Consider the following 20,506-nt stretch of genomic DNA (forward strand, 5'->3'; position numbering starts at 1 on the left):
TGATTGCAGAGCCTGCAATCTTAGCGGATACCTACGGACTCTGTCGTACGTCGGAAACCGGGGGGCGTGGGGGTGACCCGGCCGGTTATTTACCCAGCGTTTTCAGGTGGTCGATTTCCTGCGCCACCGCGCGGCTGACGATCTCGCCCAAGGCTTCATGCAGCCCTGCGCGCAGGTCGGCGGTGAAGCTTTCCAGGGTGCGTTGCATGGCGTCGGCCATGGCGTCGCGCACGCGCTGCTCGAGCACGAAGTCGACCCGGCCCTGCAATTGCTGCAGCACGCGCTCGGTGACGCGGCGCTCCAGCACGCTCCATTCCTCGCCGGTCCAGCGTTCGTTGGCGCGGCGTTCCAGCTGTTCGGCGACCGGCTCCGGCTCCGGCGCAGGCGTCGGCGCCACCGGCTCGGCGACGACTTCGGTCAGGACCGGGATGCTGGGGTCGAATGGGGCGTTCTGGCTCATGACTGTCCTGCGACGAAGTGGGTCAGGGGATAGTTCTGCTTCTTGTAGGCGACGTAGCGCCGGCGCCCGGCCGCGGCATCGTCTTCGTCGATCGAGATGATCTCGAACACGCGCGCGAACTGTTCCAGTGTAGCGGGCGTGCGGCGGGTGAGGTTGACCAGCATCTCATGATGGGGCAGCGCAATGCTTTCATCGAAGGTGACGATGACCGGCGTTTCATTCGCCAGCGGGTCGCCGGCCGGCACGTGCGGGATGAAGTCGGTATCCGATACCGTCCACAGGGCCGCGTTCAGGGCCTCGGCCTGCGCGGCGTCCTCGGCCAGCAGTACGAGCTTGGCCTTCGCGGCATAGGCCTTGCGTGCGAGACGGCAGGCGTAGGCCAGCTTGTCGGGGATGTTGGTATGGAAGTCGATGCGCGTCATGGTGCTTGTAAAAGAATGGGGCGGCTTGCAAGGCCGCCCCTTGGAACATCAGGCGCTCGCGCCGCCCTGCGCAGTGCCGGCCTGGATCATGCCGCTATGGCGCAGCAGCGCGTCGATCGAAGGCTCGCGGCCGCGGAAGGCGCGGAAGGATTCCAGCGCCGGACGCGAACCGCCCACCGCCAGGATCTCTTGCTGGAAGCGCTTGCCGGTTTCCTGCAGCTGGCCCGACTCCAGCGCCTCTTCGAAGGCCGCATAAGCGTCGGCGGACAGCACCTCGGCCCACTTGTAGCTGTAGTAGCCGGCCGCATAGCCGCCCGAGAAGATGTGGCCGAAGGAGTGCTGGAAGCGGTTGAAGGACGGCGGGATCATCACCGCGAACTGCTTGCGGATGTCGTCGATCAGGTGCTGCACGGTGCGCTCGGCTTTCGGGTCGAAGTCGTAGTGCAGGTGCATGTCGATCAGCGAGAACTCGACCTGGCGCAGCGTCATCATCCCGGACTGGAAGTTCTTCGCCGCCAGCATCTTGTCGTACAGCTGGCGCGGCAGCGGCTCGCCGGTCTTCACGTGCGCGGTCATCTGCTGCAGCTTGTCCCACTCCCAGCAGAAGTTTTCCATGAACTGCGACGGCAGCTCCACCGCATCCCATTCCACGCCCGAGATGCCCGACACCGACAGCTCCTCGACTTCGGTCAGCATGTGGTGCAGGCCGTGGCCGAATTCGTGGAACAGGGTGATGACTTCGTCGTGCGTGAACAGCGAAGGCTGCTGCTTGCCATCCACGACGGCCGGCGGGGTGAAGTTGCAGGTCAGGTAGGCGATCGGGGTCTGCACGATGCCGCCGGTGGTGAGGCGGCGGCCGCGCGCGTCGTCCATCCAGGCGCCCTGGTTCTTGCCTTCGCGGGCATACAGGTCGAGGTAGAACTGGCCGACCAGTTGGCCGTCACGCTCGATGCGGAAGAAGCGCACGTCGGGATGCCACACCGGCGCCTGGTCCGCCTTGATCTGCACGTTGAACAGCTCCTGGATGACCGTGAACAGGCCTTGCACGACCTTCGGCTCCGGGAAGTATTCCTTCACTTCCTTCTCGGAGAAGGCATAGCGCTGCTCGCGCAGCTTTTCCGAAGCGTAGGCCACGTCCCAGGACTGCAGATCAATGATGCCCAGCTCGTCGCGCGCGAAGGCGCGCAGCTCTTCCAGGTCCTTCTCGGCGAAGGGGCGGGCGCGCTTGGCCAGGTCTTCGAGGAACTCGACCACGTGCTGCGGGCTCTCGGCCATCTTCGGCACCAGCGAGACCTCGGCGAAGTTGGCGTACTCCAGCAGCTGGGCTTCTTCATGGCGCAGCTGCAGCAGCTTGACGATGTTGGCGGTGTTATCCCACTCGGCGGCCTTGCTGAACATGGTGCCGGCATCCGAAGCCTTGGTGCTGCTCGCGCGGTAGATGGTTTCGCGCAAGGCGCGGTTGTCGCAGAACTGCAGCACCGGGTAATAGGACGGGAAGTGCAGGCTGAACTGCCAGCCGGTCTTGCCGTCCTTTTCGGCCGCAGCGCGTGCGGCGGCCTTGACGTCGTCCGGGATGCCCGACAGTTCTTCTTCGCTCTCGACCAGCAGCTTGTAGTCGTTGGTGGCGTCCAGCACGTTCTGCGAGAAGCGGGTGGAGGTCGCGGACTGCTGTTCCTGGATCTCGGCGAAGCGTTCCTTCTTATCCTCGGGCAGTTCGGCGCCGCCCAGGCGGAAGTCGCGCAGCGCGTTCTCGACGATGCGCTTGCGCGCCGGGCTCAGGCTGTCGTACTCGCTGCTGGCGCGCAGCTGCTTGTACTTGGCGAACAGCGCCTCGTTCTGGCCGACCGAGGTCCAGAACTCGATGACCTTCGGCTGGTTCTCGTTGTAGGTGGCGCGCAGCTCGGGCGTGTCCGCCACGTGGTTCAGGTGGTTGACCACGCCCCAGGCGCGGCCCAGGCGCTCGGTGGCTTCCTCGAGCGGCACCACGAAGCTGTCCCAGCTCACGCTGCCGCCGGGCGCTTCCAGTCTGGCCACGACCTCGGCCGCATCCTTGATGAGTTGCTCGATGGCCGGCGTCACGTGCTCCGGCTTGACCAGGTCGAACCGGGTCAGGCCCGAGAAGTCGAGGAGGGGATTGCGGGTAGCGATGGTCATGGTCTTCCTTTTAAAGGTTCAGGCCACGCCGGGCTTCGGTTCCATTCCCGTTGCCTGGCTGGGGCAGTGTTGGCTACTGGAGTGCACGCGTTCCGCGGACTCCACGGTGTTCATCAACAGCATGGTGATCGTCATCGGACCGACGCCGCCCGGCACCGGGGTGATGTGCGAAGCGACTTCGCGTACGCCGGCATAGTCCACGTCGCCGCACAGCTTGCCGGCGTCGTCGCGGTTCATGCCGACGTCGATCACGACGGCGCCCGGCTTGACCATGTCTGCGGTCAAGGTGTTGCGGCGGCCGACGGCGGCCACCACCACGTCGGCCTGGCGGGTGTACATGCCCAGGTCCGGTGTCGCGCTATGGCAGATGGTGACGGTGGCGTTGGCTTGCAAGAGCAGCAGGGCCATCGGTTTGCCGACGGTGTTCGAACGGCCGATCACGACGGCATGCTTGCCGCGCAGGTCGATGCCGGTGGTTTCGATCAGCTTCATGCAGCCGTACGGGGTGCAGGGGCGGAAGCCCGGCAGGTTGGCGACCAGTTCGCCGGCCGACAGCACCGAGTAGCCGTCGACGTCCTTGCTGGTGGCGATCGCCTCGATGACCTTGCTCGGGTCGATGTGCTTCGGCAGCGGCATCTGGACCAGGATACCGTGGATGCTCGGGTCGGCGTTGAGGGCGGCGATGCGGTCCAGCAGGGCCTGCTCGCTCAGGTCGGCGTCGTACTTTTCCAGCACCGAGTGGAAGCCGACGTCGCCGCAGGCCTTGACCTTGTTGCGCACGTAGACGTGGCTCGCCGGGTCCTCGCCGACTAGGATGACCGCCAGGCCGGGCTGCCGTCCGGCGGCGGCGAGTTTGGCGGCGCGCTGGGCGATCTCGCCGCGCAGTTGTTGGGAAAGGAGGACTCCGTCGATGTTCTGGGCAGGCATGGGTAGGCTCACGGCTAGGCAAAAATGAAATTATAAGGCCGCCATCCGTATCGCGCGCCGCACCGGTCCAGGCATTGTCATATTTAGGCGCTCAAATCGTTGAGTATTCGCGCTGATCTGCCAAAGAAGGGGTGCCGATCCAGCGCATCGGCGCCGTGCTTCGTTATAGGCTTGACAAGCAGCTACAGAGGGCAAATTGTGCACTTGCAGCATGGAATTTCACTATATGAAATCACATATCGCAATTTGAAAAAGACAGAACCCACTGGTAGAATCTAAGAGTTTATTTTCAGATATTTGAAATTTCACCAAATCGCCACCAGCCATTTCACAGGATAGGTCGGGGCGCCAAATCTTAGGAGACGCATTAATGTCAGCTCAACTCGACCAGTTGACGGCACAAGCTGCCAACGACCCCGACACCATCGAAACCCAGGAATGGCTGGATGCGCTGGAGGCGGTGATCGAACATGAAGGCACCGAGCGCGCCCACTACCTGATGGAGCGCATGGTGGACCTGGCGCGCCGCCGCGGCGCCCACATTCCGTTCTCCAGCAACACCGCCTACGTCAACACCATCCCGGCCCACCTGAACGTGAACTGCCCGGGCAACCTGGAATACGAAGAGCGCCTGCGCTCGTGGATGCGCTGGAACGCGATGGCGATGGTGGTCAAGGCCAACCGTGCCGACGGCGACCTGGGCGGCCACATCTCCTCGTTCGCCTCGCTGGCGAACATGCTGGGCATCGGCTTCAACCACTTCTGGCACGCCCCGACCGAAGAGCACGGCGGCGACCTGCTGTACATCCAGGGCCACTCCTCGCCGGGCATCTATGCGCGCGCCTTCCTGGAAGGCCGCATCTCGGAAGAGCAGCTGCTGAACTTCCGTCGCGAAGTCGACGGCAAGGGCCTGTCGTCCTACCCGCACCCGAAACTGATGCCGGACTTCTGGCAGTTCCCGACCGTGTCGATGGGCCTGGGCCCCCTGATGGCGATCTATCAGGCGCGCTTCCTGAAGTACCTGCACGCACGCGGCATCGCCGACACCGAGAACCGCAAGGTCTGGGTATTCTGCGGCGACGGCGAGATGGACGAGCCGGAATCGATGGGCGCGATCGGCATGGCGGCGCGCGAGCGCCTCGACAACCTGGTCATGGTCGTCAACTGCAACCTGCAGCGCCTGGACGGTCCAGTGCGCGGCAACGGCAAGATCATCCAGGAACTGGAAGCCGATTTCCGCGGCGCCGGCTGGAACGTGGTCAAGGTTATCTGGGGCTCGCAGTGGGACGCCCTGCTGTCGAAGGACAAGGACGGCATCCTGCAGCGCGTGATGATGGAAACCGTCGACGGCGAATACCAGAACTACAAGGCCAAGGACGGCGCCTACGTGCGCAAGCACTTCTTCGGCAAGCACCCGGAGCTGCTGAAGATGGTCGCCAACATGAGCGACGACGACATCTGGCGCCTGACCCGCGGCGGCCACGACCCGCACAAGATCTACGCGGCGTTCAAGAACGCCCAGGAGAACAAGGGTTCGCCGACCGTGCTGCTGGTGAAGACCGTCAAGGGCTTCGGCATGGGCAAGTCGGGCGAGGCGCGCAACACCGCGCACCAGACCAAGAAGCTGGACGACGCCGCCATCCGCGAGATGCGCGACCGCTTCGCCATCCCGATCCCGGACGACAAGCTGGCCGAGATCCCGTTCTTCAAGCCGTCCGACGACGCGCCGGAAATGCAGTACCTGCACGAGCGCCGCAAGGCCCTGGGCGGCTACCTGCCGCAGCGCCGCGCCAAGGCGGATGAAAACCTGGTGGTGCCGGCACTCGAGACCTTCAAGTCCGTGCTCGAGCCGACCGCGGAAGGCCGCGAGATCTCGACCACCCAGTCCTATGTGCGCGTCATCACCAGCCTGCTGAAGGACCCGAGCATCGGCCAGCGCATCGTGCCGATCCTGGTCGACGAATCGCGTACCTTCGGCATGGAAGGCCTGTTCCGCCAGATCGGCATCTTCAACCAGCAGGGCCAGCTGTACGAGCCGGTCGACCGCGACCAGGTGATGTACTACCGTGAAGACAAGGCTGGCCAGATCCTGCAGGAAGGTATCAACGAAGCGGGCGGCATGAGCTCGTGGATCGCCGCGGCGACCTCGTACTCGTCGAACAACCGCACCATGATCCCGTTCTACACCTTCTACTCGATGTTCGGCATGCAGCGCGTGGGCGACCTGGTCTGGCTGGCCGGCGACATCCGTGCGCGCGGCTTCCTGATGGGCGGCACCGCCGGCCGCACCACGCTGAACGGCGAAGGCCTGCAGCACGAGGACGGCCACAGCCACATCATCGCGGCCACGGTCCCGAACTGCATCCCTTACGACCCGACCTTCGGCCATGAAGTGGCGGTGATCATCCAGGACGGCCTGCGCCGCATGGTGCAGGAGCAGGAAGATGTGTTCTATTACATCACCATCATGAACGAGAACTATGCCCACCCGGGCCTGAAGCCGGGCCAGGAAGAAGGCATCCTGAAGGGCATGTACCTGCTGCAGGAAGGCGCTGCGATCGAAGGCAGCAAGGACAGCGCGAAGCGCGTCCAGCTGATCGGTTGCGGCACCATCCTGCGCGAGTCGATCGCAGCAAGCGAGCTGCTGAAGAACGACTGGGGCGTCGATGCGGACGTCTGGTCGGCCCCGTCGCTGACGCTGCTGGCCCGCGACGGCCAGGATTGCGAGCGCTGGAACATGGTGAACCCGGACGCCGAGCAGCGCGTGCCCTACGTGACCTCGCTGATGCAGAACACCGCCGGCCCGATCGTCGCGACCACCGACTACATGCGCCTGTTCGCCGAGCAGATCCGCGGCTTCATGCCGAAGGACCGCACCTACAAGGTGCTGGGCACCGACGGCTTCGGCCGCTCGGATTCGCGCGTCAAGCTGCGCGAGTTCTTCGAGGTGAACCGTTACTACATCACCGTGGCATCGCTGCGCGCACTGGCCGACGAAGGCAAGATCGACCGCGCGGTCGTGAGCCAGGCGATCCAGAAGTACGGCATCGATCAGAACAAGCCGAATCCTGTGACCCAGTAAATGCTCGAAGCCGCCGTCCTTGCGCATGCGGGGCGGCGGTTCAGGCGCTAACTCAAAGAATAATTTGGAGCTAACACTATGAGCATTGTGGAAGTCAAAGTCCCCGATATCGGCGACTTCAAGGAAGTGGAAGTCATCGAGCTGATGGTCAAGCCGGGCGACACCATCAAGGTCGACCAGTCGCTGGTCACCGTCGAGTCGGACAAGGCCAGCATGGAAATCCCGTCGAGCCACGCCGGCGTCGTGAAGGAAATCAAAGTCAAGGTCGGCGACAAGGTTGCCGAAGGTTCGCTGGTGCTGCTGCTGGAAGAAGCCGGCGCCGGCGCCGGCGCCGCGCCTGCGGCTGAAGCTGCCGCGCCGGCGCCTGCCGCCGCCGCACCGGCCGCCGAAGCCGCACCGGCGCCGGCCGCCGCCCCTGCCGCAGCGGGCGGTATCGTCGAAGTCACCGTGCCGGACATCGGCGACTTCAAGGAAGTCGAAGTCATCGAGCTGATGGTCAAGCCGGGCGACCAGATCAAGGTCGACCAGTCCCTGATCACGGTCGAATCGGACAAGGCGAGCATGGAGATCCCGTCCAGCCACGCCGGCCTAGTGAAGGAACTCAAGGTCAAGGTCGGCGACAAGGTCGCCAAGGGTTCGCTGGTGCTGCTGGTCGAAGCCACCGGCGGCGCGCCGGCTGCCGCACCTGCAGCCGCTGCCCCGGCGCCAGCCGCAGCGCCGGCCGCCGCCGCTGCGCCTGCTCCTGCAGCCGCTGCTCCGGCGCCTGCCGCAGCCGCCCCGGCACAGGGCGTGACCGGCTCCAAGGCCCACGCCTCGCCGTCGATCCGCAAGTTCGCCCGCGAACTGGGCGTGGACCTGGCGCGCGTGCCGGGCACCGGCCCGAAAGGCCGCATCACCCAGCAGGACGTGCAGAACTTCGTCAAGGGCGTGATGGCTGCCGGCCCGACCGCCGCAGCACCGTCGAAGGGTGGTTCGGGCGGCGGCATGGAAGTGCTGGCCTGGCCGTCGCTGGACTTCTCGAAGTTCGGTCCGACCGAAACCGTGGCCCTGCCGCGCATCAAGAAGATCTCCGGCCCGAACCTGCACCGCAACTGGGTCATGATCCCGCACGTGACCCACTTCGAGGACGCCGACGTCACCGACCTGGAGCAGTTCCGCGTCGATTCGAACGCCGCGCTGGCCAAGCAGAAGTCGACCGTCAAGCTGACCATGCTGGCCTTCGTGATCAAGGCCTCGGTTGCGGCACTGAAGAAGTTCCCGCAATTTAATTCGTCGCTGTCGGAAGACGGCGCCAGCCTGATCGTCAAGCAGTACTACAACATCGGCTTCGCGGCCGACACCCCGAACGGCCTGGTGGTCCCGGTCGTGAAGGATGCCGACAAGAAGACCATCTCGCAGATCGCCGTCGAAATGGGCGAGCTGTCGGCGCAGGCACGCGACGGCAAGCTGAGCCCGAGCGCGATGCAGGGCGCGACCTTTACCATCTCGTCGCTGGGCGGCATCGGTGGCACGGCCTTCACGCCGATCATCAATGCGCCGGAAGTGGCGATCCTGGGCCTGTCGAAGTCGGCGATGAAGCCGGTGTGGGACGGTTCCACCTTCCAGCCGCGCCTGATGCTGCCGCTGTCGCTGTCCTACGACCACCGCGTGATCGACGGCGCCGGCGCCGCGCGCTTCGCCGCCTACCTGGCGGACGTGCTGGCCGACCTGCGCAAGACCCTTCTGTAAGGAGCGCCGAATGAGCACTGTTGAGGTAAAAGTACCGAACATCGGCGACTTCAAGGACGTCGAGATCATCGAACTGCTGGTCAAGCCGGGCGACACCATCAAGGTCGACCAGTCCCTGGTGACCGTCGAGTCGGACAAGGCCAGCATGGAGATCCCGTCGACGAACGCCGGCGTGGTCAAGGAAGTCAAGGTGAAGGTCGGCGACAAGGTGAACGAAGGTTCGCTGCTGCTGATGGTCGAGGAATCCGGCGCGGGCGCAGCTGCACCTGCAGCACCCGCAGCCAGCGACAAGCCTGCCGCCCAGATCGGCGCGCAGGCTGCCGCCCCGACCGCGGCCACGGCCCCGACCGATTCGTACGCACCGGCCCATCCGGCACCGGCGGCCACGCCAAGCGCCGCCCCAGCGCCGGGCGCGGCCAGCTACAGCGGCCCGGTCGACATCGAATGCGAGATGATGGTGCTGGGCGCCGGCCCTGGCGGCTACTCGGCCGCCTTCCGCGCGGCCGACCTGGGCATGAACACCGTGCTGGTCGAGAAGTACGCGACCCTGGGCGGCGTCTGCCTGAACGTGGGCTGCATCCCGTCCAAGGCGCTGCTGCACGTGGCGCACATCATGGACGAGACCGCGCACATGGCCGACCTGGGCGTGAGCTTCGCCAAGCCCGACGTCGACATCGACAAGCTGCGCGCCTACAAGGATGGCGTGATCAAGAAGATGACCGGCGGCCTGAACTTCATGGCCAAGGCGCGCAAGGTCAACGTGGTGCAGGGCGTGGGCCAGTTCCTCAGCCCCAACCACATCGAGGTCACGGCAGCCGACGGCTCTAAGCGCGTCGTCAAGTTCGCCAAGGCGATCATCGCCGCCGGTTCCTCGGTGGTGAAGCTGCCCTTCGTGCCGGAAGATCCGCGCATCGTCGACTCGACCGGCGCGCTGGAACTGCGCCAGGTGCCGAAGCGCATGCTGGTCATCGGCGGCGGCATCATCGGCCTGGAAATGGCGACCGTGTACTCGACCCTGGGTGCGCGCATCGACGTGGTCGAGATGATGGATGGCCTGATGCAGGGCGCCGACCGCGAGGCCGTCAAGGTCTGGCAGAAGTACAACGCGCACCGCTTCGACAACATCATGTTGAAGACCAAGACCGTCGGCGTGGAAGCGCTGCCGGACGGGATCAAGGTCTCGTTCGAAGCGGCGGAAGCCGGCGCCACCGCGCCTGAGCCGCAGCTGTACGACCTGGTGCTGGTGGCCGTCGGCCGCAGCCCGAACGGCAAGAAGATCGCCGCCGAGAAGGCCGGCGTGGCGGTGACCGACCGCGGCTTCATCGGCGTGGACGGCCAGATGCGCACCAACGTGCCGCACATCTTCGCCATCGGCGACCTGGTGGGCCAGCCGATGCTGGCGCACAAGGCGGTGCACGAAGCGCACGTGGCGGCCGAAGCGGCGCACGGCGAGAAGGCCTATTTCGATGCCAAGGTGATCCCGTCGGTGGCCTACACCGATCCGGAAGTCGCATGGGTCGGCCTGACCGAGGACGAAGCCAAGCAGAAAGGCATCGCCGTCGAAAAGGGCCACTTCCCGTGGAACGCCAGCGGCCGCGCGGTCGCCAACGGCCGCGACGAGGGCTTCACCAAGCTGCTGTTCGACAAGGAAACCAAGCGCATCATCGGCGGCACCATCGTCGGCACCAATGCCGGCGACATGATCGGCGAAGTGGCGCTGGCCATCGAGATGGGCGCGGACGGCGTGGATATCGGCAAGACCATCCACCCGCACCCGACCCTGGGCGAATCGATCGGCATGGCGGCGGAAGCCTACAAGGGCGTCTGCACCGACCTGCCGCCGGCACGCAAGAAGTAATCTGCCCCGGCATGCATGAAAAGCGGAACCTCGCGGTTCCGCTTTTTTTTTGCCCTCCCAGCGGGGTCAGGTCTGACAAACGGACACGGCCTCAACAGCACGAATGCGGCAAACCCGCATGTCAAGGCTGAGCCCGTGTCCAAATGTCAGACCTGACCCTCGGGGTTACATCTGCCTGAACAGGTCCACGTAATTTCGGCTCACCACCAGCTGCTCGTCGCGCCCCTTGAGCCGCACGTGCAAGCGCCCGCGGAAGTCGGTCCGGGTGCCGGCCACGTGGCGCGCCGCGACGATCACGCCGCGGTGGATCTGCCAGAACTGCTGCGGGTCGAGCTGTTCCTTCAGCTTGCTCAGCGGCGTGCGGATCAGGCTTTCGCCATCCGCCAGATACACGCTGGTGTACTTGTCGTTGCTCTGGAAGTAGATCACTTCGTCGATGGCGATCAAGCGCGTCTCCTGGCCCTTGGCCGCGCGGATCCATTGCAGCGGGGCCGGCGCCGCCACGCCCAGCTGGCGCAGCAGGGCCTGCAGGGCGTCGGCCGCAGGTGCCGGGGCGGGCGTGGCCAGCGCAGCCTTCAGCCGCGCCACCGTGCGCGACAGGCGTTCCAGCCCGATCGGCTTGAGCAGGTAGTCAAACGCCGCATGCTCGAAGGCTTGCAGGGTGTAGTGATCGTAGGCCGTGGTGAACACCACATGCGGCGGCTTGCTGCCGGTGCACAGGCGCGCCGCCAGCTCGATGCCGTTCAGGCCGGGCATCTGGATGTCGAGGAAGACCACGTGCGGCGCCAGCTCGTCGATCAGCGCCAGGGCCTGCACCCCATTGGCCGCGCGCGTGACGCGCAGTTCGGGCCAGGCGGCGGCCAGCTGCGATTCCAGGTAGTCGAGCAGGTGCGGCTCGTCGTCCGCGATCAGGGCGTGGGGATGGTCGTGCATGGTTCCAGGAGGGGAAGCTGCAGGCGCGCGCTGACGCCGCCGGCGGGGTTTTCGATGAGCCGCAGGCTGGCCGCGGGGCCGTACAGCTGGTGCAGGCGCTCGCGCAGGTTGGACAGGCCGACGCCACCGCCGGGGCGGGGAGGCAGCATGCGCAGCCCGAGGCCGGTGTCGCACACGTCGATGCACAGCAGGCCGCCGTCCGGGTGGGCGCGCAGCACGATGTCGCCGCCTTCCAGCTTGGGCTCGATGCCGTGCATGACCGCGTTCTCGACCAGCGGCTGCAGCAGCATTGGGGCGATCAGCAGCCGATCGATGCCGGGGGCGATCTCGAAGCGCCAGCGCAGCCGGCCTTCCAGGCGCACGCCGAGCACGTCGAGATAGGCGCGCGCCAGCTCGAGTTCACCCTGCAGGGTCGCATGCTCGGCGCGGCTGGCCGACAGGCTGGCGCGCAGGTAGTCGATGAAGCGCTCCAGCATGCGGCGCGCCTTGGCCGGCTGGCTGTCGATCAGGCCGACGACATTGGCCAGCGTGTTGTACAGGAAGTGCGGCTCGATCTGGGCCTGCAGCGCGCGCAGGCGCGCCTCGGCCACCAGCCTACCGGCGGCCGCGATCTGCTCCTGCTGGCGCGCCGCGTCCGCTTCGCGCCGCATGCGGCGTTCGCCCGCTGCCAGTACCAGTACGATCAACACCGCGGTCAGCATGCCGAAGGCGAGCAGGACGGTCATGACCTTCCCGCCCTGGAAAAAGAACAACGGGTTCCTGCCTTGCAGCAGGGCGTTACCCACAGGAATGCCGGCCACGCAGGCCATGCCGACCGCCAGCAATTGCACGCTGCGGAACAGAACGGCCTTCTCGCGCGGCACATGGCGCTCGATGAAATGCAGGGCGCCGTGGACCAGGAAGCCGATCAGGTTGCTGATCACGGTCGTGTAGAACAGCATGCGTCCGAACGACATGTCCGAGCGGCCGAACATTTCCTGCGTCACGGTCAGGCCCAGGCCGATCAGGCTGCTCCAGATCGCCGTATAGGCGATATTGCGGGCTGGAGACGAGGGCCAGCGCCGAAACAGGGGAATGAGTTCCAGCGGATGGCTGCGAATGCGCGGTGTGGTTTTGTCGGCGATTATCATGCTGATAAGAAATTACCATGAAAGCAGTGTGGTGTGCGATAGGGAAGCCGGGCCAGGGCCAGCGGCCCGGCGCTCACCCGAGCCGCATCGAACACGCACAACACCCCCGCGCCCCGGCGGAGGTCCTGGGCCACGCCGACCAGGTAGCCGTCGGTCTCGGAGCGCGCATTGCGGCGCGGCACCAGCACGTGTTCCTCGACCTGCCAGCCGGCGCCGAAGCGGTAGGCGTCCACCTTGCCGCTGTCGGTATCGACCAGGTTCACCGAATCCAGCAGCGCGTCGCCACCCAGCAGCACCAGCTTGCGATGGCGGCTTCCGACCGACTGCGGCGCCACGCGCGGAAATTCGCTGGCGCCGAACAGGCGGCTGATGCGGGCCTGGCCCGACGCATGATCGAGGCAGATCTGCACCGCTTCGCTCCGCGAGCGGGTCTGGCGTGCGCCGGCCATCAGGTCGCCGAGTTCGCCCAGCACGTCGCCTTCGTGCAGCACCGCGTCGAAGCGGGTGCAGGCGCCGTCCTCCCAGGCATTCCCGAAGTGGAACACCATGCGCGGCGGCAGTTCGAACACCTGGCGTACCGTGAGGCTGTCCTTGGCCACCACTACGGCGCGCAGCGGACGCGCGGACGGTCCGCTCCCGGCCCAGGCGTGACGTTCGGCGAAACTCATGTCCTTGCCGGGCTTGAGGTCGTAGGGCGGGACCAGGAAGACGAGGTGGCGGGCGCTGACGGCGAAGTCGTGCACCATGGCCTGCCCGGGCACGTCGATCAGCGCGCTGCGCAGGACCTGGCCATCGGCGCCGATCTGGTAGAGCGCGATCCGGCCGGAGCCGGGCAGGGCGCCGAAATTCCACATCCCACCCTGCGGATCGCACTTCGGATGGGCCGAGAAGGGCATGGCGCGCAGGTCCTCGCGCCAGGTCTGGATGCCGCGGGTTGCCAGCGTCTCCGGATCGACTTCGATGGCCGAGCCGCCTTCCCAGAGCGCATACACGCGGCCGTTGAAGGGCAGCAGGTTGGTATTGGCCGCATTCAGGCTGTCGTTGTCGCGAAATCCGCGGCGCGCCACCCAGGTGCCGAAGGATGGGTAGAGGAATTGCCCGGCCCGGGTCTCGTCCAGGTAGCGCCGCGTCTCGACGAAGCGGCCCTGGTGCCGGACCTTGCCGCCGGCAATGGTCCAGCGCTGGACGAAACCGTCGCCGTCGAACCAGTGGTGGTAGCGCTCGCCGCCCAGTTCGAAGCGGCCAGGGCCGTTGCGGTAGAAGCTGCCCTGCAGGTCGGCGGGAAGGCGTCCGCTGAGCGTCGCGTCGCCGGCCTGGCTGCCGACGGTGTCCGCGTAGACGGCCAGTGCCGGGTCGCGTGCCAGGGCGGCGTGGAAGCGGCGCCGGGTTTCCTGGTCGGCGCGCACCTGGCCGGCCAGCGCGAGCGCACCAAGGCCCAGCCCGGCTTCGATAAAACGGCGGCGGTCCATGGCGGCTCCTTCAGCGCAGGCTGATGGTGGCGGTGGCGCCGGCCGGCGGCAGGCTGAATTTCACCTGCGAGAATGTTGGTGGTCCCATGGTGCCGAGGGCATTGTTGCTGAAAGCGTGGTCTTCCGACGGGATGCCCATGGCGTTGCTGTCCATCTTGCCGTTGTCGTTGGCATCGTGAAACAGGGCGATGCCGTATTCGCCCGCCGGCAAGTCCTTGATCACCAGGTCTACCGCGCCGGCCGCGGCAGCCAGCCGGGCAGCCCTGGCCGGGCGCTTCAGGAAGCTGTCGGCCGAATCATAGAGCGCGACCATGATGCTTCCTTGCGCGGACTTGACGTCCTCGATGCGCAGCGTGAGATCGGCGGCGCTGGCGGCGCCGGAAAGGAGGAGGACGAGGGCGGCTGCGATACGGATGGCTTGCATGACGGTCTCCATGAGTGGGTTGATGGCTCATTCTGGGGAAGCGGCCGGGGCCGCGCCCGTGCTTGCGACGAAGCTGCAGCGGTGCGGCGCGAATTGCATCCGCATGGCGCGAATTGCGCGGCGCGCTGCCGTATGTACTTGCTATGATGGGAACGTGTGGCGGCGAGCCACTTGCCGCCGGTTGCGTGTCAAGCTACAGGGGAGTGCCATGGTCGAGTACGGCAATGAATATGTCGGGACGATATTCGTCCTGCCCGAAACGCGCTGCTTCGAGCTCAGGACCACGGTCCATGGGGAGCAGCATCTTGTTCACGGCACCATTACCCAGCAGCTTGCGGCGCGCTTCATGGAAGGGACGCCGGATTACATCGACCCACGCCAGCTGTCGCTCCAGCCGCGCCGGGTCGAAGTGATGACCCGCGAGATCCACGAACGCCATCGTGCGCCGCGCAAGGTGTATTGCCTGAGCCGGCTGTTCGACTTCGAACCCCAGGCGCAAGGGACGCCGGCCCCGGCCATGGCCGGCTGAAGCCCCGCGGCCTGGACAAAAAAAAGCCGCCCGGCTTGCGCGGGGCGGCTTTCGGTGTCGGCTTGTTCAGGTGAACGCGATGAAGCGCTGCGGAATATCGATGCTGCCGGATTGTGCGGCAGCTGCGTAGGCACGCATTTCCTTAACGACCGCTTCCAGCTGTTCGTTGTTCGGATTTTGCAGGAATCCCTTCATACGCTCCTGCAGGGCAGCCTGCTGGTCGCGCCATTCGTAACGGGAAGACTTGCTCATGCTTCCTCCTCGCGGCGAACAGCCGCTGTCGTTTTATTGTTCATGACATCCTCCATTAATAAGGATGTCAGATTGTCATAAAAGCTTGTCCAAGGTCGGTGCGATGACGCACAGACCCATTGTTGACCATATGGTCAAAAAATGCTGCGGTAAAACAACTCTAAACGTTCGGCAAGCATACGCCGCGCTTCCGCGCGCGCAGGCTCGCGCTCGGGGAAGAGATAGCGCACCACCGGGTCGCCGTTGACGCAGGCGATCAGGTGCGCGGGCAGCAGGGCGACCGGCACATCGGGACGCAGCTGGGCACGCACGTCCGGCCGGGCGAAATACCGTTCGAGCATCTCGCGCGTCATGCGCGGCCCCGCCTCATAAAAGGTCTCGGCCAGCTCGGGATTGGTGCTGGCTTCCGCCATCACCACGCGCTGCATGATCATGGCGTCCGGCTCGCACAGCATGTCGTAAAAATAGCCGGCGAATTCGTCGATGACCTCGCGGACCGGGCGCTGGTCGACATCCATTTTCCCGACCGGGAAGAAGCGCTCGCGCCGCGCCTGCAGCACGGCCTTGAGCAGGCCGGCCTTGCCGCCGAATTTCACGTAGATGGTACGCACCGCCACCCGCGCCTCGCGCGCGATGGCTTCCAGGCTCACGCCGGCGTAGCCGTGCTTGATGAACAGGCAGCCGGCGGCGTCGATCAGTTCCTGGGTGCGTGCTTCGACCTCCGAGGCCTTGGGGCGGCCGGCGGACTTGGTCGGAGTAGCGGAAACGGGACTGGTGGCTTTCGTCATGGCTTCATTCTAATCCAATAAAAATGAAATGCAACCGTTTCATTTCTTGACTTCGGCCGAACACTGGCAAATAATGCGCATGACCCATTTCATTTTTATCGGAGTTTGACCCCATGGCAGAATCGCACACCTCGGCCCCGGCTATGCAGCAGGCTGTCCAGACCCCCGCGGCACCGGGCAAGGCGCCGCCCAACAAGCGCGTGCTGGGCGTGGTGGGGCTGATCGCCGTGCTGGCCCTCGGGGCAGGCGGGCGCATGTGGTATCGCAGCCAGCATTATGTGGAAACCGAGAACGCCTACGTCACCGGCCGGGTGCACCCGGTATCGAGCCGCGTGGCCGGCGTGGTCACGCGCGTGCTGGTGGACGACAACCAGCTTGTCAAGGCAGGCGAGGTGATTGCCGAGCTGGACCCGGCCGACCACCACGTGCGCGTCGAACAGATCGAGGCGCAGATCGCCAGCGTGGAGCAGCAGATTGCCCAGGCCGACGCCCAGGTGACGCAGGTGCGCGCCCAGGCCGCCGCGGCCGGCGCCCAGGTCAGGCAGGCCGAGGCCCAGCTGGTGCGCGCGCGCCAGGATGCCGAGCGCTTCGGCCAGCTCTACAACGAGACCATGAAGGCGGTGTCGAAGGCGGAGGTCGATGCGTCCAGCGCCGCGCGTGCCGCTGCCGTCGCCGATGTGGCGGCGCGCCGCGACAGCGCCGGCGCCGCCCAGGCCCAGGTGGCCGCAGCCAGCGCCGGGCGCGACGTGCTGAAGGCCCAGGTCAAGGTGCTGCAGGCCCAGCTCAAGGACGCCCAGCAGCAGCTGGCCTACAACCGGATCGTCGCGCCGGTGCCGGGGCGCGTGGGCAAGCGCAGCGTCGAAGTCGGCGCCCGCGTGCAGCCGGGCCAGCAACTGCTGGCCGTGGTCGAGGACGAAGTCTGGGTCACCGCCAACTTCAAGGAAACCCAGCTGGCGGGCCTGGAGCCGGGCCAGCAGGTCTCGCTCGAAGTCGACGCGCTGCCGGGCAAGCACCTGGTGGGCCGGGTGCACAGCTTCTCGCCGGCCTCGGGCAACCAGTTCGCGCTGCTGCCGGCCGATAACGCGACCGGCAACTTCACCAAGATCGTCCAGCGCGTGCCGGTCAAGATCGTGCTCGACCCGGCGGACGTGAAGAAGTACGCCGGCCGCCTGGTGCCGGGCATGTCGGTCATCGCCGAAGTGGAACTCGGCCAGAAGGTGGCCCGCGGTTCGGATCGCCAGACCGCGGCCGTCGCCCACTAAGGAAAGACGATGACCAGCCTCACCAAGGCCGCTCCTCCTGGCGCGATGCCGGGAGCGCCGGCCAACGGCGCCCGCATCGACGCGCGCACCTGGATCGCGGTGGCCGCCGGCATGCTGGGCGCCTTCATGGCGGTGCTCGACATCCAGATCACCAACTCCTCGCTGCGCGACATCCTCGGTTCGCTGTCGGCCACCCAGGAAGAGGGCTCGTGGATCTCGACCGCCTACCTGTGCGCCGAGATCGTCGTGATCCCGATGACGGCGCTGTTCACGCGCGCCTTGGGTGCGCGCGCCTACATGATCGGCACCACGGCGCTGTTCCTGCTGTTCTCGACCCTGTGCGGCGCGGCCTGGAACCTGGAAAGCATGATCGTGTTCCGCATGCTGCAGGGCTTCACCGGCGGCGCCCTGATCCCGATGGCGATGACCCTCGTCATGACGCGCCTGCCCGCTTCCAAGCGCGCGGTCGGCATGGCGATCTTCGGCCTCACCGCCACCCTGGCGCCGGCCATGGGCCCGACCCTGGGCGGCTACCTGTCCGAGATCTACGGCTGGCCCTCGATCTTCTACATCAACTGGGTGCCGGGCGTGCTCCTGATCGCCGGCCTGGTGTACGGCATGGACCGCGAAAAGACGAACCTCAAGGCGCTGGTGAACGCCGACTGGCTCGGCATCGGCCTGATGGCCATGGGCCTGGCCTGCCTGACCATCTTCCTGGAAGAGGGCAATTCGAAGGACTGGTTCGAGTCCTCCTTCATCGTCACCTTCGCTTCGCTGTCGCTGGTGGGCATCCTGGGCTGGGTGGCGGTGAGCTTTACCAGACCCGATCCCTTCGTGAACCTGCGCCTCTACGGCCAGCGCAACTTCCTGGTGGCGACCGTGCTGTCGGCGGTGACCGGCATGGGTTTGTACGGGTCCTCGTTCCTGCTGCCGCTGTACCTCGGCCAGATCGCGGGCTATACGCCGATGCAGATCGGCGAAGTGATCGCCTGGGTCGGCCTGCCGCAGCTGCTGGTGATGCCCTTCGCGGCGGCGCTGTCCTCGAAAGTGGACAACCGCATCCTGTGTTCCTTCGGCCTGCTGCTGTTCGGCGGCTCCTGCCTGATGAACGCCTTCATGGACGCGACCACAGGCTATGACCAGCTGATGGTGACCCAGGTGATCCGCGCGATCGGCCAGCCTTTCGTGATGCTGACCCTGTCGAACTTCGCGATGCAGGGCCTGGCGCCGAAGGACATGCCCTCGGCCTCGAGCCTGTTCAACATGACCCGCAACCTGGGCGGCTCGATCGGCATCGCCCTGCTGGCCACGGCGCTGACGGTGCGCGAGCACTTCCACTCGGCGCGCCTGGGCGAGGCGGTGTCGAGCTATGCCCCGGCGACCCAGGCACGCCTGGATGCGCTGACCCAGGGTTTCATTGCCAATGGCATGGACCCCGCGACGGCCGCCAGCCAGGCGCTGGCCGTGGTCGATCGCATCGTGCGGCGCGAGTCCTACGTGATGGCCTACAACGACGGCTTCCTGATCATCGGCGTGGTGCTGCTGGGCTGCATCGCCGCGATCTGGCTGGCGGACAAGGTCAAGTCGCCGGGCGGCGCCTCGGGCGCACACTGATAGAGAGAGAATGAAATGTTGAAGAAGCTTGTACTTGTCTCCGCGCTGGCCGCGGCCCTGGGCGGCTGCGCCACCGTCGGCCCCGACTTCAAGGCGCCCGCCGGCGCAGCCGACGCGGCCTACCGGCATGCCAGCGCCACGAATGAGGCGGCGCGCCTGCCGGCCCAGTGGTGGACCGTGTTCGGCGACGCCACCCTGGACAGCCTGGAGGCGCGCGCCCTGCGCGACAACCCCGGCGTGCAGGCCGCGGCGCAGCGCCTGCTGCAGGCCCAGGCCCAGCTGGGCGTGGTGCGCGCCGGCCAGGCGCCGAATGTCGCGGTGAGCGCGGGCGTGTCGAATTCGCGTACCTCGGCCGAGACCGCGCAAGGCATCGCCCTGGGCGGGCGCTCGATCGAAGGCAACAACTTCAGCGTCGGCGCCTCGCTTTCGTATGAACTGGACCTGTGGGGCCGCGTCCGCCGCGTGGTGGAAGCGGCCGACGCCGGGGCGCTGGCGGCCCAGATTGATCGCGACGGCGTGCTCCTGATGCTCTCGAGCCAGGTGGCCCAGTCCTACTGGCAGCTGCGCGGCCTGGACGCCGAGCTGGCGATCCTGCGGGGGGCGTTGGACGCCCGCCGCGAAGCGCAAGACCTGGTGGAAGCGCGCTTCAAGGCCGGCCTGTCAAACGAGCTGGACGTCTCGCGCGCCCGCATCGAGCGCGCCAATGCCGAAGCCGACCTGCACGAGGTGCAGCGCCAGCGCAATGCGGTCGAGCACGCGCTGGCCACGCTGGTGGGCGCTTCGCCGAGCCAACCCGTGCTGGCCGACAGCGCCGGCGCACAGCTGCCGCTGCCCCCCAGCATTCCGGTCGGCCTGCCAGCCAGCCTCCTGAAGCAACGTCCCGACCTGGCCGCCAGCGTGGCCCAGCTGAAGGCGGCCAACGCGCAGGTGGGCGTGGCAGAAGGCGCCTTCTATCCGTCGCTTTCGCTGACCTCGAACTTCGGCTTCGCCTCCGAACACCTGCGCGACATCGCCAGCGGCGGTGCGCGCCAGTTCTCGATCGGTCCGCTGGCGTTGTCGCTGCCGGTATTCGACGGCGGCCGCAACCGCGCCAACCTGGCGCTGTCCAAAGCGCGCTACGAGGAAGCGGTGGCGAATCACCAGACGCGCCTGTTGACCGCGCTGCGCGAAGTGGAAGACGCGCTGTCCGACGTCCAGCAGCGCCAGCAGCAGGGCGAGGTGCAGGCGCAGTCCCAGCAGGCGGCGGCGCGCGCCCTGCTGGTGGCGCAGGCGCGCTACGAGCGCGGCGTGTCGACCTACCTCGACGTGACCGATGCCCAGCGCAACGCCCTGGCGGCGGACCGGGCGGCGGCGCAGATCCGCACCCAGCGCCTGCTGGCCACCGTGGCCGTGGCGCGCGCGCTCGGCGGCGGCTGGGAGCAGGGCGAGGCGCTCGCCACGATCGCGAAACCCGGCATCTAAGCCCGGCTTGCAG

General features: G+C 66.5%; 17 protein-coding genes. 7 read left to right on the plus strand and 10 right to left on the minus strand.

Annotation, left to right across the window (positions count from 1 at the left end; all coding sequences use genetic code 11):
• Positions 1 to 85: 85 nt before the first annotated feature.
• The 4 genes from ACK6C6_RS03170 to folD are packed head-to-tail and all read right to left on the minus strand — an operon-like array spanning position 86 to position 3,963.
• Positions 86 to 460, minus strand: a complete 375-nt coding sequence (locus ACK6C6_RS03170) for a hypothetical protein (protein ID WP_209587670.1) — start codon at positions 458 to 460, stop codon at positions 86 to 88.
• Positions 457 to 882, minus strand: a complete 426-nt coding sequence (locus tag ACK6C6_RS03175) for a DNA polymerase III subunit chi (protein WP_036214525.1) — start codon at positions 880 to 882, stop codon at positions 457 to 459. The genes ACK6C6_RS03170 and ACK6C6_RS03175 overlap by 4 nt, the downstream gene beginning before the upstream one ends.
• A 48-nt stretch (positions 883 to 930) precedes the next feature.
• The gene (locus ACK6C6_RS03180; protein WP_409265868.1) at positions 931 to 3,036 is read right to left on the minus strand and encodes a M3 family metallopeptidase; all 2,106 of its coding nucleotides are present in this window, start codon (positions 3,034 to 3,036) and stop codon (positions 931 to 933) included.
• Between the two features lie 18 nt (positions 3,037 to 3,054).
• Positions 3,055 to 3,963 (minus strand): bifunctional methylenetetrahydrofolate dehydrogenase/methenyltetrahydrofolate cyclohydrolase FolD, encoded by a 909-nt coding sequence (folD, locus tag ACK6C6_RS03185; protein WP_409265869.1) that lies wholly within the window; start codon positions 3,961 to 3,963, stop codon positions 3,055 to 3,057.
• Positions 3,964 to 4,333: 370 nt separating this feature from the next.
• Between folD and aceE the strand changes: the two genes are divergently transcribed.
• The 3 genes from aceE to lpdA all read left to right on the plus strand — a co-directional run bounded on the left by aceE (position 4,334) and on the right by lpdA (position 10,631).
• Positions 4,334 to 7,045, plus strand: a complete 2,712-nt coding sequence (gene aceE, locus ACK6C6_RS03190) for a pyruvate dehydrogenase (acetyl-transferring), homodimeric type (RefSeq protein WP_409265870.1) — start codon at positions 4,334 to 4,336, stop codon at positions 7,043 to 7,045.
• A 78-nt stretch (positions 7,046 to 7,123) separates the two neighbouring features.
• Entirely contained in the window at positions 7,124 to 8,773 is a 1,650-nt protein-coding gene (gene aceF, locus ACK6C6_RS03195; RefSeq protein ID WP_409265871.1) for a dihydrolipoyllysine-residue acetyltransferase, read from the plus strand.
• Positions 8,774 to 8,783: 10 nt separating this feature from the next.
• Entirely contained in the window at positions 8,784 to 10,631 is a 1,848-nt protein-coding gene (gene lpdA / locus ACK6C6_RS03200; RefSeq protein WP_409265872.1) for a dihydrolipoyl dehydrogenase, read from the plus strand.
• A 165-nt stretch (positions 10,632 to 10,796) separates the two neighbouring features.
• Here lpdA and ACK6C6_RS03205 read toward each other — a convergent pair whose 3' ends face one another.
• From ACK6C6_RS03205 to ACK6C6_RS03220, 4 genes are read right to left on the minus strand one after another with little or no spacing between them, the layout of a single operon-like run.
• A complete protein-coding gene (locus ACK6C6_RS03205; RefSeq protein WP_036214535.1) occupies positions 10,797 to 11,564 on the minus strand; it encodes a LytTR family DNA-binding domain-containing protein in 768 nt (255 codons plus the stop codon).
• Entirely contained in the window at positions 11,540 to 12,694 is a 1,155-nt protein-coding gene (locus ACK6C6_RS03210; RefSeq protein ID WP_409265873.1) for a sensor histidine kinase, read from the minus strand. Before ACK6C6_RS03210 ends, ACK6C6_RS03205 begins: the two co-directional genes overlap by 25 nt.
• Complete coding sequence (locus tag ACK6C6_RS03215; RefSeq protein WP_409265874.1) at positions 12,691 to 14,163, minus strand: carotenoid oxygenase family protein; 1,473 nt, start codon at positions 14,161 to 14,163, stop codon at positions 12,691 to 12,693. The genes ACK6C6_RS03210 and ACK6C6_RS03215 overlap by 4 nt, the downstream gene beginning before the upstream one ends.
• Before the next feature lie 10 nt (positions 14,164 to 14,173).
• On the minus strand, positions 14,174 to 14,587 hold the full coding sequence (locus tag ACK6C6_RS03220) for a DUF2141 domain-containing protein (protein ID WP_409265875.1): 414 nt from the start codon (positions 14,585 to 14,587) through the stop codon (positions 14,174 to 14,176).
• A gap of 208 nt (positions 14,588 to 14,795) precedes the next feature.
• Between ACK6C6_RS03220 and ACK6C6_RS03225 the strand changes: the two genes are divergently transcribed.
• On the plus strand, positions 14,796 to 15,116 hold the full coding sequence (locus tag ACK6C6_RS03225; protein ID WP_409265876.1) for a hypothetical protein: 321 nt from the start codon (positions 14,796 to 14,798) through the stop codon (positions 15,114 to 15,116).
• 66 nt (positions 15,117 to 15,182) lie between these two features.
• Here ACK6C6_RS03225 and ACK6C6_RS03230 read toward each other — a convergent pair whose 3' ends face one another.
• Complete coding sequence (locus tag ACK6C6_RS03230) at positions 15,183 to 15,368, minus strand: hypothetical protein (protein ID WP_036214543.1); 186 nt, start codon at positions 15,366 to 15,368, stop codon at positions 15,183 to 15,185.
• A 134-nt stretch (positions 15,369 to 15,502) separates the two neighbouring features.
• Positions 15,503 to 16,156, minus strand: coding sequence for a TetR/AcrR family transcriptional regulator (locus tag ACK6C6_RS03235; protein WP_409265877.1), 654 nt, complete (start codon positions 16,154 to 16,156; stop codon positions 15,503 to 15,505).
• Positions 16,157 to 16,269: 113 nt separating this feature from the next.
• Between ACK6C6_RS03235 and ACK6C6_RS03240 the strand changes: the two genes are divergently transcribed.
• The 3 genes from ACK6C6_RS03240 to ACK6C6_RS03250 are packed head-to-tail and all read left to right on the plus strand — an operon-like array spanning position 16,270 to position 20,493.
• The gene (locus ACK6C6_RS03240) at positions 16,270 to 17,418 is read left to right on the plus strand and encodes an HlyD family secretion protein (RefSeq protein WP_409265878.1); all 1,149 of its coding nucleotides are present in this window, start codon (positions 16,270 to 16,272) and stop codon (positions 17,416 to 17,418) included.
• 9 nt (positions 17,419 to 17,427) lie between these two features.
• On the plus strand, positions 17,428 to 19,032 hold the full coding sequence (locus ACK6C6_RS03245; RefSeq protein ID WP_409265879.1) for a DHA2 family efflux MFS transporter permease subunit: 1,605 nt from the start codon (positions 17,428 to 17,430) through the stop codon (positions 19,030 to 19,032).
• Positions 19,033 to 19,047: 15 nt separating this feature from the next.
• Positions 19,048 to 20,493 carry an efflux transporter outer membrane subunit gene (locus ACK6C6_RS03250; protein WP_409265880.1) on the plus strand — a complete coding sequence of 482 codons (1,446 nt, stop codon included), beginning with the start codon at positions 19,048 to 19,050 and terminating at the stop codon, positions 20,491 to 20,493.
• Positions 20,494 to 20,506 lie beyond the last annotated feature (13 nt).

Origin of the sequence: Massilia sp. BHUDP2 (assembly GCF_046236355.1) — a bacterium.
In the GTDB taxonomy this organism is placed as follows: Bacteria; Pseudomonadota; Gammaproteobacteria; order Burkholderiales; family Burkholderiaceae_D; genus Telluria; species Telluria varians.